Below are 18,395 nucleotides of genomic sequence, written 5' to 3'. Positions count from 1 at the left end.
AATGTTATGAAATGAGATTATTTCCAGAGAACCGGCGAGATCAGATCTCCCTGATTCTTTGCAGCGCGATATCAAGTGAAATGGAATTATTAAGCATATCATCGAGCACCTGCTCATATAACATACTTTCTGCATCCGGCTCTTTTGTCAGCAACGGCAATGCCGGGAGTACCTGCTTTTGTTTCTCCTGTAACCAATAATGTTTCCGTGCAAACGGATAGGTCGGTAAATGGATACGTTGTGGCGGAGTGTTGCCGAACAGTGGCGTCCATACTATATTATAACCCTGACAATAATGCGTTGCCAGTGTTTGTAATATTTTCATATAGTCGTTTGCGTTATCATTCGATACAAAAGCCTGTCCTGTCAGATCCTGCAGCCGTTGCAGCTCCACTTTCTGTTCACGGAAATCTGTTGGTACTTCTCCCCTGTACAGGTAGGCATTTTTTTCATCCCTGTCCCATTGCTGCAATAAGGAGATAACCTCCTCTTTACTGGCAGCCAGGATCATGCAGCGATGCTCAAAATGCTGACGGCCTTCCAGCAGGGTATAACTTATTTCAGCTATGCTAAGAGATACTGCTGCTGGTTGTTGCAGGAAGCGGATCATATCCCTGATCTTTTCCTGTAAGGCAGGTACGGTTCTGGCAGAAAAAGCCAGGGGATAACAGCTCATCGTAACGGGAGCAACTATCACAGGAGGCTGATACTCCTCTACTACTACGTGTACGTTGGTTCCGCTGAAACCAAAAGCGCTGACAGCTCCGGTACGTATGGCTTTGTCTTTTTTATCCCAGTATCGGGTTGTTTTATTTACATAAAAAGGACTGTTGCTCCATTCGATATAATCACTTTCTTCCTCACAATGCAGACTGGCAGGAATGGTTTGATGGCGCAGTGCCTGCACCAGGCAGACAAGGCTTACCAGTCCCGATGCTGCCAGTGTATGACCGAAATTTGTTTTTGTGGAAGTGAGCGCACAGAAATGTTTCTCTGTTGTATACTGTTTAAACACATCACGCAGTGCATTGATCTCGACCGGATCTCCCAGTCTTGTACCAGTGCCATGTGTTACGATGTAGCTGATATTTTCCGGCGCAATAGCATACTTTTCATACGTTTCCTTTAAGAGGCTTGTCTGTGCCATACTGCCGGGAGCAGTGATACCATTGGTTCTTCCGTCATAATTCATTCCGCTGCCGCTGATCACTGCGTATACCGGATCACCATCAGCTTCTGCTCTGGATAAACGTTTCAATACAACTGCCACTACTGCTTCGCCGGGTACCATACCATTGGCTTTTTTATCAAACACAAAACATTTACCATCAGCAGACAACATGCCCATCTGATCCATCCATACAAATCTTTCCGGTAGCAGCACCAGGTTTACACCAGCCACAATCATGGCATCACATTCATTATTCCGCAGACTGGCACATGCCTGATGCAGCGCAGACAGACCAGAAGAACAGGCTGTATTAATGGCCATTACCGGACCATTCAGATTCAGGAAATAAGCCAGTCTTGATGCCAGTATAGCCGTATGCGTAGCCGTTACATTCCGTACGTCTCCATTGAGCAGGTGGTAATCACCTTCTTCCACCCCCACAAACATGCCCACCCTGCCGTTCTTTAACTGCTCAGGCCCGTAACCTGCATCTTCCAGCGCACGCCAGGCTTCCTGCATCAGTAAACGCTGACGCGGATCCATTTCTGTTGCTTCTCTCGGAGAGATATTAAAAAATGCAGGATCAAATTCTTTTACACCCGGTATGCAACCGCACCATCTGCACTTTGTCTTTTCCGGATCTGTTTCCGGATTGCCGCTGTATTGACGCCAATCAAAACGATCTGCAGGAATTTCTTCCACAGCGTTTATTCCCTTTTCAAGCATATCCCACATTTCGTCTGTATTACGGGCCTGCGGGAATCGGCCACTCATACCTGTTATTGCAATTGGCTCCGGAGTACCGGATAACGTTACAGCCATGCTGCCTTTGCTGCCCGGATCTGTTTTTTCCTGTTGTGGAACATCCACCGGAGTTATTATTTTATGATAGCAGGCAACCATCTCCGTGTTGAAGGCAGCTATAAAATGTGCAGTTAATTTTTCCAATGTTGGATATCCGAAGAATAATGCAGGAGTTATTTCTATTGCGAAATAAGTGGAGATACGATTTGCAAAAGCTGTTAAGCGCACAGAATCAAAACCCAGGTCTGCCAGGTTTTCTCTGTGATCCAGCTTTGCTGCAGCAATATCCAGGATATGGCTGACCATCTCCTTCAAATCTTTTTCTATGGACACTTCCAGTGGCAGGTTGTTATTTTTAACCGGTGTATTTGTGGTGGTAAAGGCAACAGGTAATGGCTGTACCGGCTGTTGTGAGGACGATGCAGCTGTAACTGTACTTTTATCCAATCCTAGAAAACGTAGCACCCTGGCTCGCTGGCCGGTAATGACCATATGCTGGATGCGGGGCTGCGACAACAATTTCGTGAATACCGCCATGCCTTCCACTGTTTCCAGTAGTCTTTGTCCGCTGGATTTGAGATACATATGTGTAGTTTCCCCGGCTTCAAACTGCATACCACCTTCTTTCCATAAAGGCCAGTTGATCACTACTGTTTTGCCTGGTAGCTGCTGCCTGTAACGGTAACGCGCATACGCATTCTGAAACCGGTTAGCCATGGCGTAATCGCAGGAACCGAAATCTCCCAGAATACCGGAGGAAGAAGAAAAATAACATACAAAGTCCGGTGCATGGCCTTGCAGCAGGTGATCAAGTATAATTGTTCCTGCTACTTTTGGTGAGAGTATTGCGCGGAAATCTGCCGGAGATTTATCCAGTACACTTGTATCCGTAGCAATACCAGCTGCATGAATTACCCCGTTAATATTTCCTGTTTGTATGAATATATTTTGCAACAGGTTGCGCATGACCTCTTCATCACAAATATCTGCCTGAATATACCATATGTGACTGCCCAGCTTTTCCAATGCGCTGATGGCAGCCTGCTTAACTGCATCCAACGGAGAGCGCCCGGTAAGAATCAGGTTAACCGGATGCAGTCCTGCCAGGTAGCGGGCAAATAATAAACCCAGTCCGCCGCAGCCGCCTGTGATCAGATAGGTACCACCCGGTTTGAAATCCATTGCGGGAACATCTTCCAACACCACTGGTCTGACAGTGCATATTTGTCTTACTCCACCATCATAATAAGCACTCTGCATCTTAAATGCCTGTAATTCATGCATACATTTCAACAGCCACTCCTGCAATACATGGTCTGCTGCCTTACTAAAAACAACCGCCATCTGTATGCGGGGCAATATCATACCCAGTGAGCGTTCTATGCCTGTCCATGATTCGAGGTAACAACGCTGCTGCTCCGTTTGATACAGACCCGTTAATAAACAACGTACGGCCTGTATTTTGCAGGCCGTTAATGCCTGCAACAGCAGCACTATCGGAGTGCTGTCTTCTATATAATCTGCATTAGTGAGTGCCCAGCCGTAAAGCACCGTATCTATTTTACCCACACAGGTAGTAATTTCTGCGAAGGCCTGTTCATAGCTGCCGGCAGCTGTTGGCTGTATAGTATACCGGTGTGTTGTTAGTTTTTGATAGTGATTACCGGGAGCAACAAAGACAAATGTTATGCCGGGATGGATCGCTGCCACCAGCTGTTGCTGTGCAGGTTCTTCCAACAGACATACTACTATTTTTACGGGTTTTGTTTCTTCTCCTGTCAGTTCCTTTATTTCCCATACCTCTTCAAAGGTGAGCAGTTCATATGTTTCAGCGGCAACTGTTGCTGCTGCAGTAGTGTTGTTGCTACTGCCTCCTCCTTTTCTGCAACGCTCTTTCGCAAAAGGATAAGTGGGCAGGCCGATTTTACCGGGCGTACCTGCAGGATACAATTTATGCCAGTCATATGATACCCCTTTAGCCCAGTAATCCAGCATTTTGTCGTAGTTCTTTTGATGCACCTGCAGATCTATCAGTTGCTGCAAATCCGCTGTACTACCCATCAGGGACAGGGATGCTTTATGCTCTTTTGTATTGCCCCTCCACAAATTCTTATCCGCTGTTCCGGCAATAAAATTGCTCAGTTTCATGCTGAGATCAGCGAGCGTATCTGCCGTAAATGCCAGGCGTTCATCCATGGCTTCACGTCCGGTTTGTAAAGTATAAGCTATGTTCACAAGATCATTTTCTTCCGGCTGCTGCGTGCTGATAAACTCCAGCAGCTGCGCTGCTTTTAAGCGAAGCCGCTCTTCATTTTTTGCTGATAAGACTATCACAAACGGCCCTGTAGGAAAAGGTAAATCAGTAGGTACAGGTGTATATTCTTCCACAATTACATGCACATTTGCACCACCTGCCCCAAAGCTGCTGATACCTGCTCTCCTGGGCACTTCCACACCATTTATTACCGGCCGTATCCAGGGGGTGGTATTGGTTTGTACTACAAAAGGTGTTTGTGCAAATGATATGTTCGGATTCAGCTGTTGTCCGTGCATCAGGTTTTTTACAAGTGTCCGGTGCCGGAGCTGCAGCAATACTTTGGTTAGCTGCGCAATGCCGGCAGCTGCTTCTGCATGACCAATATTTGATTTAACAGAAGAGAGTGCACAAAATCCGGTATCAGCCGTATATTTTCTGAATACATCTGTCAGCGCAGCTACTTCAATCGGATCTCCCAGGCTCGTGCCTGTTCCATGTGCTTCCACACAGCTGATACTTCTGGCATCCATATCACAGTTTCTCAAGGCTGTTTCAATAGCCTGCGATTGTGCTGCCGGACCAGGGATGGTATAGCCGTTTGTTTTACCAGCGTGACTGGCAGCAGTGCCTTTGATCACACCATAAATATGATCTTTGTCTGCCACTGCTTCACTCAGCGGTTTTAAGAAAACCACACCTACCGCTTCTGCCGGTACATAACCGCTGCCTCCTTCACCAAATGCACGGCAACGGCCATCTGTTGCACCAAACTGTTCCTGCGAAAGCGTAATATATTTACTGTTATGAAGCGAGAGATTTACGCCACCTGCCAAAGCCATCCTGGATTCGCCACGCCGGATGCTTTCACAGGCCAGATGCAGGGCCTGCAGAGAAGAAGAACAGGCGGTATCTACTGTAAGACTGGGACCAGTAAAATTCATCACATAAGATACCCGGTTAGCAATGGAATAGATCTGGCTGTTGGCCACATACATTTCCTTACCAGATTGTCTGGCAGCTTCCGCCATCAGTAACTGATAATTATTGAAGGTAGCACCTGCAAAAACGCCGATGCGGTTACCGTAACCTTCCTGCTCCAATGTTTTGCGCGTGTAACCTGCATCTTCTATGCAGGCCCATGCTGCTTCCAGGAATAGTCTTTCCTGCGGGTCCATCAATGCTGCATTGCGGGGGGAGATATTAAAAAATAAAGGATCAAAACAATCTACATCTTTCAAAAAACCACCCCACTTGCTATAACTGAGGCCTTCTGCCATTGCCCTGGAAATATCCGGTTCATAAAATCCTTCCAGCGGCCAGCGGTCGGCTGGTATTTCTTCTATACAATCTTTGCCGGCTACCAGGTTTTGCCAGAACCGGGCCAGCGTTTCGGCCTGCGGATATCTTCCTGATACACCAATAATAGCGATGTCCGTATATCCATTTACGTTAGTTCTGCGGGATGAAATATCTGTGTTTGTTTTATTTACTAAAGATGAATTAACTGTTGCAGGCGCCACCGGAACAATGGTAGAACCGGTTTGCACCAGTAAAACCATTGCCTCCGGCCAGGTGTCCACCAGGTATTTTGCCAGTGCGCGGATAGTATGGTACCTGAAAAATAAAGTAGTATCCAGATGTCCTGTCCACTTTTCAATTCCTTTGCTGAAATGGGTGATCATGAGAGAGTCCAGCCCCAGTTCCTCAAAGGTTACTGTTTCATCCAGTTTTGCGGAAGCAATGCCTGTGATGGCAGATAACAACATGGCGACTTCCTTTTCTACTGCCCGGAGGACAGGCATTTTGTTGCCATCTGCCTGTATGGCCGGTTTGACGGTAACGGCAGGAATGATGGTATTACTTTCCGGTATCCAGTAACGTTCACGTATCAACGGATATCCCGGCAAAGGTATTCTGCCATATTCCCCGGCTGAAAACAGCGTGGCAAAAGGCAACGTATAACCATTAACGTATAACGAAGCTACTGCTGATAAACATTCTTTGTATTCGCTGGCATCGGGTGTATGCCCGCATGTCCGGATACATTCCTCTCCATATTTTCTGAGCGCTTCCTGTTCCTGGTATTCACCTTCCTGTAAAACCGCTACGTTGATACCTGGAACATTGCCTTTTTCCAGCCAGCTGCGGAACAGGTGCTGCAGCTCATTACAATCAGCTACTATACAGGACAGGCGGTGGTTAAACTGTTTTCTTCCCATCAGCAAAGTATAACTGAGATCACCTGTATGCAGGTCCGGATTTTTTTCACTGAATGCCAGCAGCTGCTGTACCTGAGATTTCAGTTGACCCTGTGTTCTGGCAGACAGTACTACCAGGTAAGCTGGTTTTACTGCATGCCGGCGCAGTGTTTGTGGTGCTTCTTCAATAACCATATGTACATTGGTGCCACTGAACCCAAAGGCACTTAAGGCAGCCTGTCGTGTATGCCCTGACGTTATACGCCATTCCTGCAGTTGGGTGTTTACATAAAAAGGGCTTTTATCAAACCGGATACTGCTGTTGCCCTGCCGGAAATGCAGACTGGGTGGGATTTGCCGATGCTGCAGTGATAACAGGATCTTTGACAGTCCCGCTATACCCGCTGCCGCAGATGCATGTCCCATACTGGATTTGATAGAACCAATAGCACAATACGCTTGTTTGTCTGTATATTTTCTGAATGCGCGTGTTAACGCCTCAAATTCAATGGGGTCACCCAGTTTAGTGGCAGTCCCGTGGGCTTCCACCATCCCGATATTTTCAGGATGGATGTTAAAACTATCGTACACCTGGCATTCCAGGCGTTCCTGCGAATTGCCGCTGGGTGCAATGATACCGTTGGTAGTACCGTCCTGATTAATAGCTGATCCCCTGATCACACCATAGATATGATCTCCGTCTCTCTGGGCATCTGCCAGCTTCTTAAGTACTACTGCACCTATCCCTTCACCGGGGATAAATCCATCTGCACGTTCATCAAAAGTGTAACAACGACCAGTAGCTGATAACATACCAGCTTTACCTGCCAGCAAATAAAACCTGGGGGTGGACTGCACAAATACACCACCAGCCAGCGCCATACTTATTTCTCCCGTCCACAGTGCCTGACAGGCAAGATGAATGGCCACCAGAGAGCTGGAACACGCCGTATCAACAGCTATAGCCGGCCCCTGCAGGTTCAGGTGATAAGCGATACGTGCCGGAACCACCGCATCCGCATTGCCCCAAAAGGCCTGTGGAGGCGCCTGTTCATCCAGCAGTTGCTGGTAATCACCGGTATGACATCCTACATATACGCCGCATAAACGGTTTTCTTCTCCATTGCCGGTATATCCTGCATTTTCCAGTGCTTTCCATCCTTCTTCCAGGAACAGCCGCTGTTGCGGGTCCATGTAGTTAGCTTCCAGTGCAGTGATGTTAAAAAACCAGGGATCAAACAAGTCTATTTTATCCAGGAAGCCACCATGATGACAAGGAGGTAACTTTCCATCTGATGTGTAGGAAGACAGATCCCATCTGCTCACTTCTTTCACCAGATCGTCGCCATTAGACAAGTGTTCCCATAATTCATCCAAAGAATCAGCACCAGGAAAACGACCGCTTATCCCAATAATGGCCACCGGCTCTTTTTCGACAGGAGCCGGGGTAACAATTGGTAATGATAACGGTATGTTAGCTATAACCGGTATATGCGTTTCCGTTATTACCGTCTGCGGCTGCAAGGCCGCCGTCAGCACATCCGCATACTCTTTAGCTACGTATTGGGTAAGCTGCGATATAGTACTGTAATCAAACAATGCAGACGTGTTTAAATTACATCCTGCCGCTTTGTTGATCTTCGTAATCAATTGCACGGAAATAATGGAATCTACGCCAAGCGCAGAAAAGCTATCATCATCCCTGATATGTTTATCTGCTGTTTTCAGTATGCCGGTAATACTTTCCCGGATAATTTTCCTGGTGTAATTTTTCAGCAGCTGCGGAGTGACGCTTTGCGGCGCTGTTATATTCCGGCGTTTATCCGATACCGTTAGTATGTTTTCTTCCGCCTTTGCCGGAGTACCTTTTATGATAATGCCCGGCAGGCTAAGGTTAGGTACTGCCTTGATCAGTGCCACCTGAGAGAGGGAACCGGTAAGCAGTTGTTCCAGTGCAGCCATAGCCTCAGGAGGTTCTATGGAACCAATACCTGCGGCAGTCATCCGCCGACGGTAATTATCTCCCGATACAATGCCTGTACTTCCCCAATAGCCCCAGTTGATTGTTTTGACAGCGCAGGGCCAGTGTTGTGAAAGATATTGAGCAAAGGCATCTTCAAAAGTGCTGCCTGCTGCATAGTTACTCTGTCCCGGAGCTTTGATAAATGCATTCAGGGCCGAGAAGAACAAAACAAAGTCTGGTTTATCCGCTGCAAATACCTGCGCCATACAAACACTCACGTCCACCTTTGCATGCAACGCTGCCTGGAATACCCGTTCCTCCATTTGCGACAGGCTCTGATCTGATAGTACAATCGCTGATTGCACAATGCCGTTTATACACCCATATTTTCGAATGATCGCTTCACGTGCTTCTTTCAGCGCCGCTGCATCTCCGGCATCTGCCTGCATGTATTCCGGCGCCGGACCTGCTTTTCCCAGCTGTCTGCTGTGGAACAATATTTCTTCATCTGCCTTGCGGCGACCTATCCATATTACCTGTGCCTGATAGGTCCTGATCATATACTCCGTCCAGGCACGACCAATCCCCCCTGCGCCTCCTATTACCACATATACCCCGTTCTGACGATACAGAGAGGTGCTTGCCGGAGATAGCCCTATAGGTGCCAATTGTTGCCTGTACCAATGTCCATGACGATAAGCCAATGCATTTCCCTGGCTATCTGCCGGAAGAGATAACAACTCCTTCCAGCGTATATCCGTATCCGTTGGCAAGTCAATAAGCCGAACCGCCCAATGCGGGTATTCCTTCGCCAGCGAGCCGGCCAGTCCGTGCAGCCCTGCATGGGTAGGATCTGTTTGTTCCTGTTTATCAATGACGATGCATTGCCTTGTTATAATCGTCCAATCAAGTGTTTGTGTAGCATACCCCTTCTGCAGCAATGCCCTGATCAACCGGAAACAGGCAAGTACGCCGTCCTCCTGCGCTGTTATAAAAGCGTTGTAATGCTGTTGTTGCGATCTGCTTTCTGTGGCTATCCAGATAATATGTGTAAGTCCTTCCGGCAACTGAGCTGCCAGCTCTTTAATATTATCCGTATGCAGCAACTGCGCATTCGGGTAAAGCGTCAGCAGTGCATTTCTTTCTGCAGTAGTACCACCTGCCAGCAGCATACGGGAAGTAGCTGCAGGAGCAATGTTTACCGGTGTAACCGGGAAAGTTTCCCATACCGGTGCTAACATTTGCAACGCTACACCCGGTGGTGTAAATGCCTGTGCAGCAGGAGCTGCTTCTACCCAATAATGGTCCCTGGCAAACGGGTATACAGGCAGGGAAATTCTGCTATAATTGCCTGCTGTAAACAGGCGATCTAACGGTAACGCATATCCTTTAACAAACAATTCAGCTACAACTACCAGCTGCTCAACATAATTTTTCACAACGGGTATTTGTTCGCATTGCTGTATGCAGTCCTCCGCATATTTCTTCGCTGTTGCCTGTTCTTTTTCATTGCTATCAGACAGGTTGCCTGAAAACAAATTTAACCCGGCGCCCTTATCCTGCCAGCTACGCAGCTGTGTTTTAAGCACTTCCAGTTGACTGGCTACGCAGGAAAAACGATGTTGAAAATGTTTTCTTCCTAACAGTAAAGTATAACTGAGATTACCCAGGTCAGTATCAGGAAACTGTTCACAATGATCCAGCAGTTGTAACACCTGTTGCTGTAACTGTTGTTCACTCCGGGCAGACAACACTACCAGGTAAGCAGGCATTTGCAGGTGCTTGCGTGATTGTAACGGCGCTTCTTCAATCACCATATGAGCATTGGTACCACTCAAACCAAAAGAGCTGAGTGCCGCAACACGGGACTCATAGCCGGTTGTATCCCAGTCTCTGAGTGTAGTATTTACATAAAACGGGCTTCCTTCAAATGCAATATTTGTATTGCCCGTATTATAATGCAGTGAAGCCGGCATCTTTTTATGCTGAAGTGATAACAATACTTTTATCAATCCTGCTACACCCGCAGGTGCTGTTATGTGACCGATATTGGTTTTAACAGAGCCGATAGCACAATACGCCTGCCTGCTGGTATACTTCCTGAAAGCACGGGAAAGCGCCTGAAATTCAATCGGATCACCCAGGCGGGTACCGGTACCATGCGTTTCCACCATTTGTATTTTATCCGGATCAATATTAAAATCATCATATACCTGGCATTCTAGCCGTTCCTGCGAAACAGCACTGGGTGCAGTAATTCCATTGGATGTTCCATCCTGGTTAATACCTGATCCACGGATTACGCCATAAATATGATCTCCATCCTGCAATGCATCTTTTAATCTTTTTAATACCACTACGCCTACTCCTTCTCCCAGCACAAATCCATCAGCGGCATCATCAAAAGTGTGACAACGGCCGGTTGGGGACAACATGCCTGCGCGGTTTGCATCAATAAAGGAGTTGGGTGTAGACTGAACAAATACGCCACCTGCCAATGCCATAGCAATTTCTCCTCCCCATAAACCCTGACAGGCCAGGTGTATTGCCACCAGTGAGCTTGAACAGGCAGTATCAACCGCAATAGCCGGACCGTGCAGGTCCAGGTAATAAGCAATACGGGCGGGTACAATGGAACTCAGGTTACCCCAGAAAGCCTGTGCAGGTATATCTTCTCCGTCTTTAAACAGTTGCCGGTAATCACCGCCATTACATCCTACATATATTCCGCATAACCGGTGCTGCATGTTATTACCGGCATAACCTGCATCTTCCAGCGCCTTCCAGGCCTCTTCCAGGAAGAGCCTTTGCTGCGGGTCCATATAAGTAGCCTCCAGGGCTGAGATATTAAAAAATGCAGGATCAAAGGCAGCAATGTCATCTATAAAACTACCCTGATCACAATAAGTTTCACTCTTCTGATAAAAAGCGGAAAGATCCCAACGGTTTACTTTATCTACCAGGTCGGTACCGTTTGACAGGTGCTCCCATAACTGATTAACAGTGTCGGCACCTGCAAATTTTCCACTCATTCCTATTATCGCTACCGGCTCTTTTTGTATTACTTCTTTCCGCGACACCTCCTGCTGTACAAGTGATTTCCTTTTGAGATAAGCAACAGGAGCTATTTCCGGTACAAGTACCCTGGTATCTGCAACAGCAATCACCGGGTTACAATTTTGAAGGATGTATGCCGCCAGGTTATTTACAGAACTATAGTCAAACAGTATGGTGGTTTCCAGGGATATTTTCAGACTGTCGTTCAACAGCTGCACCATACGTACACCGGTGATAGAGTCCAGACCATAGTCTGCAAAAGGTATATCCTTATCTATTTTTGAAGGATCTGATTTCAGGGAAACAGATAGCTTCTCTATTATCAGTTCTTTCACATGATCTGCCCCATTTTCCGCATTTCCAGGAGCACTGACATTCGTTTTATCCGGAGGTTTCGGAAGGTGACGCGCTACAGCTGTTGCTATAACCTGTGAAGCCGCCACGTGTTGACTTATCACACCATCACTTTCAGCTACCACTACCTGTTGCCCGCATATATGGGCAGATGAGGCGGGATACCATATGTTCTTCATTCCTTCCTGTGTAAGTACTGTTTTCCAGGTTTCAGGATACAGGCCGGGACAACCAGGTATCCTTAACGCAGGATCTTCGTATAACCACCATCCCTTTAACAGTCCAAACGTCAGATGAGCAAACAGTGATTTATCACTTACTTCATTCAGGAGCAAGAGTCCATTTTTTGCCAGCAGTGTTTTGGCATTACGAAGGGTTTCTACTATATTTTTTGTTGCATGTAATACGTTGGCGGCAATTACCAGGTCATAGCTTCCGGGCAGGAAACCCTGTTGTGCTACCGGCATCGCAGCATCCAGCAATTTATAGGTGAGATAAGGTACCTGTTCACCATAAGCATCTTCTCCATGTAACAGGAAAGCCCTGGAAATATCTGTATAACAATATTCCCGGATCTGTGCCTCATAACCGCGTAAACGTTCAAATACGGTGGCACTGGTGGCACCGGTACCTGCGCCGATTTCCAATATGCGTATCCGTGAGGAAGGGTCCTGTTGTAACCTTTCCCTGGTATATGCCAGCACTGTTTGTGCCAGTACTTCATTAAAATAATCAGCTACTGCATTTTCCCTGTAAATACCAGCCACCAGTTTAGCAGAAGTACCAGGGAACATGATATCTGTTGCCGGAGTGCTACCACTGAGGATCTGCGGCAATGCACGTAACATTGTTTCTGCTAAGATCATCCATGCCGCTTCACCACTTTGTGCTAACCAGATAGGTCGCTGTTTTTCCCATTCCGCCCAGCCATTGGCATGTTTCTCTAATTTCGTATATATATTTCCGTTAGCTTCCAGATAACCATCTTCTACCAGTATCTCCAGGCTTTCCTGCAACCAGCGGTGATATATAACCGGTAGTGAAACAGCAGTACTGACAGTATCCAGGGTAAAATGTTTTTGACGAAATGGTTCCAGTTCCTGCAACTGTGTCCATAAGAGGTTGCGCAAAGCAACATTTATCGCAGCTGAAAAAGAAGAAGGTGACGGAGCTGTAAGAACTTGTAAAAATGGCAATGTTTTTATAGTATCCAAAGTGGCAGGAAGCACTCCATCCACCAACCCTCTTTTTTCACCGGATAAAGAGAATCCTTTCAGTCCGGCAGACGAAGTAGTTTTCATAAATACTACCTGTTCAAAAGGGCCTGACAATAATTTCTCCAGCACCAGCATTCCTTCTGCCGGCGTTATAAGACCGTGACCATTTTTAATTACCCATTCCTGCAATGCGTCGGAATCAGCCACCATACCAACGTTTCCCCAATAGCCCCAGTTAGCGATCCTTACTTTACAGGCCCATGTATGGGGAAGCCGTTTTGCAAAAGCATCCATAAATATGCTTCCCGCCGCATAATTACTCTGACCTCCATTCCTGATAAATGCAACTACCGAAGAAAAGAAAAGCACAAAATCCAACGGTTCTTTTTCAAACACCTGTGCCATACGCACACTCGCATCTACCTTCACAGCATAGGCCTTTAGAAATCCTTCCTCCTCCATACTGATAAGATTGCGGCCATGTAATACCATGGCAGCTTGCACCACCCCATGGATCCGCGGATATTTTGATTTGATCTGCTGATAAGCCTGTGTCAATGATGTCAGATCAGTGGCATCGGCACTGATATATTCAGGCATAACACCCGCTAATGCCAGTTCGTCCAGCTTAGTCTGTATAGCATCATCTTTGGGCCGGCGTCCCAGCCATATAATTTGTGCATTATAGGTACGGATCATATATTCACTCCAGGCCGCACCAACGCCACCAGCACCGCCTATCACCACATATACCCCGTTTTTACGATAGCCTGATACCATTGGTGCAGGCAATTCCAATAAGTCCATCTGCTGATGATACCACTGTCCGTTACGATAAGCCCTGCCACTGCCTTCTGCATCGGGTGTCAGCGTAAAAATTTCTCCCCATGGTATATCCTCCTCTTTTCTTACATCCGCCAACACAATTTTCCAGTGAGGACATTCTTTGGCAAGTGCACCTGCTATTCCTTGTATACCTGCATGTGTCAGATCCACTTCTTCGCCGGGAGTAACGGCCACGCAATTGCGCGTGATAACAGTCCATGATAATGCGGCATCGCGGTAAGTATGCAACAGTGTTTTTATCAGGCGAAAACCTTGCAACACACCTTCCTGCTGACCATGTATGATAGCATCATCTGTTAATTCCAAATCAGCACCGGCAGCGGTGATCCAGATAATATTTTTTACGGGAGGTATGTTTTTTAATTGCTGTTCAAGTACTTCCTGCGTATCACCCACACTTATTTCCAGCAATGTGGCCTGCGGATAATATTTGCTGATAGCTGCCGTTTCTCTTGCGTTACTTCCAATGATCAAAACCTTTTCAGCAACATCCGGGATGGAGGTTGTCAATGCAGGCGTTGTTTTATTCCATACAGGAGCCAGTTGCCACGTGCCTGCAGTCGGTGCTGCATTATCTTTAGACCTGGAAGCCAGTCCGGCGATGCTGATACAAACAGCTCCCTGATCATCGCACAAATCAATATCAAATTGCTGTATGCTGCCGGTTGATGTTTTATGCTCACTGTAACGGCTATACGCCCACATCTCACCCTTGCAGGTATTATGTATGCGCAGGGATGTTAATGCAAAAGCCAGCGCCGGAGATGTATGCCCATCCATATGGCGGAGCATGATCACCGTTTGCATAGCGGCATCCAGTAATGACGGATGAAGTACAAACAAACCCGCTGTATTGCTCACTTCAGCGGGCAATTTTATCTTCGCCAATAACTGACCGGTTCCTGTGTATATTTCCCTGATACCCTGGAATGCCGGACCATAAGTTATGCCTGTGGTATTAAAAATCCGGTAACATTCGTCGCCGGGAAAATGCTGTTTGCTGCATAGTGCCAGTAACCCGGCGATATCGTATACTACTGTCTCCTGCACGGCTGACAGCAGGATATGCCCGGTACTGTAAATCACTTTTTCTACAGGGGCATCTTCCTGGATGTCATATATTTCGTAGGATATTTCCCCATTATCTTCCGGATAAAGGCTGATATGTACGGATAGAGGCACTCCATTAGCCACTAACGGTCTTGCCCACACGATATTTTTTAACTGCACCATTGTTCCCGGTGGCTGAATGCCGGTAGCATATGCAGCCGCTGCACGTGCCATTTCCAGGTAAGCTACTCCGGGCAGTATATGCCGCCCTTCTGCCACATGATCTGCCAGAAAAAATTCATTACCCGTAAACGTAGTGCTGAAGCGCTGTTCGGTGAAGTCAGAAGTGTTCTGATGAAGTAAAGGATGAATAGTAACCGGTGATAATGTGGGCGACACAGGCAAATTTTCTGCTTCCGGTATCCAGTAATGTTCCCGCGCAAACGGATAAGCAGGCAGGCTCACACGTTGAGGCTGTACAGTATACATCAGGTTCCAGCTGATATCCAATCCCTTTACCCAGAGTTCTGCTATTTTTTTTAATCTTCTTTTTTTCAGCCATGTAAGAATCAGTTCTCCTGAATCTTCATCTCCCGAAAAAATTCCGGGAATATCAGGATGTGCCTTTACATGCCCTTCCAGGCAAACTGTCGCATCTATATGACCACCTGTTACAAAGGTCTTTAGCAGATCAGTCAGCCCGGCAATGTCCTGCACAATAAACGCTACCCGCTGCTCCATGGCTTCCCTGCCGGTTTGCAGGGTATAGGCAATATCCGTGAGTGTTATTTCCCGGCGCCCATCCTGTTGTAAAGCGTGCAATAATCTGGCTGCATAGGCCAGCAGTCTTTCCTTGTTTTTTGCGGATAGCGGCACCAGGTAATGCAAACCCGGTTCAACTGTTTCCGGTAAGGAAACGGATGGTATATATTCTTCCAGGATTACGTGTGCATTGGCACCGGTAGCTCCAAATGAACTCAGTGCAGCCCTGCGCGGAAAAGATGTTTCCCATGGCGCCACCTGCTGCTGCACGTAAAAAGGAGAAGCGGAGAAATCAATATAGGGATTCAACTCACCCGCATGTAAGGAAGGCACCAGTGTTTTATGATAAAGTTGTAATAATACTTTTGACAGACCGGAAATACCGGCAGCGGATTCCGCATGGCCGATATTAGATTTTACAGAACCGATAGCACAATATTGCTTATCAGCAGTGTATTGGCGATAGGCCTTCACCAACCCCTGCATTTCTATCGGATCACCAAGGGAAGTACCTGTGCCATGAGCTTCCACATAGGAAATACTACGAGGGTCTATGCCTGTTTTTTCCAGACAGGACAGGATCATATCTGCCTGCGCCACCGGATTGGGAACATAGATACCACTGGCGGCACCACCATGATTAATGGTACTGCCTTTGATCACCGCATAAATATGATCATGGTCTTCCACAGCCTTATTCAGCGGTTTTAATAATACTGCCGCCACACATTCTCCTGAAACATAGCCATCACCACCTTTTCCAAAAGCATGGCAATACCCGTCACTTGCATGCAGATCCATTAAACCATAGGATAAATATTTATCAGGATGCAGGGAAAGATTTACACCTCCTGCCAGTGCCACTTCACTCTCTCCATGTCGTATGCTTTCCAGCGCCAGGTGCAGGGCAGTTAAAGAAGAAGAACACACCGTATCTATTGCCATGCTGGGGCCGTGGAAATTGCAGGAATAGGATACCCGGTTGGCTATCTGCGCATAGTTCAGTGACAGTGGAAACTGTGCTCCCTTCTGCACTGCTGCTGCACCTATCAGCGCATAATCTTTATGCATTACGCCCGCAAATACACCTACTTTATTTCTTTTACCTTTTCCGCTATTACCCGCCAGTGTAACTGGTGTATACCCTGCATCCTCCATTGTTTCCCAGCACACCTCCAGGAATATACGCTCCTGGGGATCCATCGTTTCTGCATCCCTGGGAGATATCCTGAAAAAAGAAGGATCAAAACAATCTACATTATTTATAAATCCGCCCCATCTGGAAAACTGTTTTCCAGATGGCGATTTCATACCATCATGCCGATGCCAGTTCCACCGCTCTGCTGGTACTTCTGTGATGCAGTCCTTTCCGTTCAGCAGATTTTCCCAGAACTCAGCTATATTATCCGCAGCGGGATAACGGCCTGCAATGCCAATAACAGCGATATCCGTTGTGTCGGGTAACCGCTGTGTTACCGCGGCTTGTTCATTTATAACGGGAACGTCTACACGAATATTGGTCGCACTTGCCGCTGCTGATCTTATTTCGGCTGTACCACCAAATACATCCGGAAAAACGTCAGAAAGATATTCCGCCAGTTCAGCGATGGTAGTATATTCAAACAATAAAACAGGTGAGAGGCTGGTATTAAGCTTTTGGCTGATCGTTTCTACCATCACCAACAGCGACGCAGAACTGAGGCCCAATTCATAATACCCTGCTTTAATATTCATCTGTTCCGCAGGCTGACCGATGCTCTCTGCCATCAGCTGCTGTAAATATTGTATTGCCTGTATAGATGCGCTGCTTACACGTGAATTTTGCTGCTTTGGCGCTGGTTCTTTTATATTTTCTGTCCTGGCATCCGCCGCGTTAGTTATTCTTTGGGGATTGATCAGTCCTGCTTCACGAACCAACTTATTACTGAAATGCTGCAATGCTGCCACTTTCTGCCCTTCTCTGTTGAAGAAGGTGATATTAATATCCAGCAGATCTTTGCGTCGTGTGAAGGAATACCGTGCCATGCACGCGTCCTGCAATAATGCAGTGGCATAAAAAGATTCATAAAACAGTGGCAGGAAAAGCAGTGCCTTCCCATTTTCCTGTAAGGGAAATAACCCGGTACCCATTGCAGCACCGTCAATAAGTGTAGGATGAAACATAAAACCGGTAGCACTATCAGCTGCATCAGCTCCCACTTCAATATCTATGAAGACATCATCTCCTGTTTTATAAATATTACCGGTAGCCTTGATAAAACTATGATGTATCAGTTCAGCCGCTCTGGCACGTTGATATACTTCCTCCAGACTGAATGTTTCTTTTGCTGTTTGCCGGATGGTAACTATATCGATCTTGTCATCAAATACCCTGGATGACAAAACATGCATTTCAGCTGTAACATAACGTCTTTTTTCCTGCGCAGTTATGCCTTGTTGCACTACACTGCCTTCTATCACGATCTGCCACTTTCCTTCATCATTTGCTGTGCATTCAATATGAAGCAGGATATCGTTGTCAATATCCACCGCCAGCGGATGTTGAATAGTAAGATTACGTAATTCCAGTCCCCTGTAATCATGCCCATGTTTACGGAATACCTGATATATGAGATCGATGTATGCTAAACCGGGCAGGATTGCCTGTCCGTATACGATATGGTTTCCTATTACCGGATTATTGAGGGATATATTTATATGTTCCGTTATCATGATT

Annotated in this window: 1 protein-coding gene; it reads right to left on the bottom strand. The window is 46.7% G+C overall.

All coding sequences use genetic code 11. The features are described from left to right. Positions 1–40 precede the first annotated feature (40 nt). Complete coding sequence (locus CLV51_RS13700) at positions 41–18,391, bottom strand: SDR family NAD(P)-dependent oxidoreductase (RefSeq protein WP_106528584.1); 18,351 nt, start codon at positions 18,389–18,391, stop codon at positions 41–43. Positions 18,392–18,395: the final 4 nt, after the last annotated feature.

This window comes from Chitinophaga niastensis, assembly GCF_003014755.1.
GTDB classification, from domain to species: Bacteria; Bacteroidota; Bacteroidia; order Chitinophagales; family Chitinophagaceae; genus Chitinophaga; species Chitinophaga niastensis.
The sequence above is the reverse complement of the archived record's forward strand: the minus strand, read 5'-3'. Positions and strand labels throughout refer to the sequence as shown.

What these genes read in the sequence shown, in the direction of transcription:
- CLV51_RS13700 (WP_106528584.1), bottom strand. Translation starts at nt 18,391, where the DNA reads ATGATAACGGAACATATAAATATATCCCTCAATAATCCGGTAATAGGA.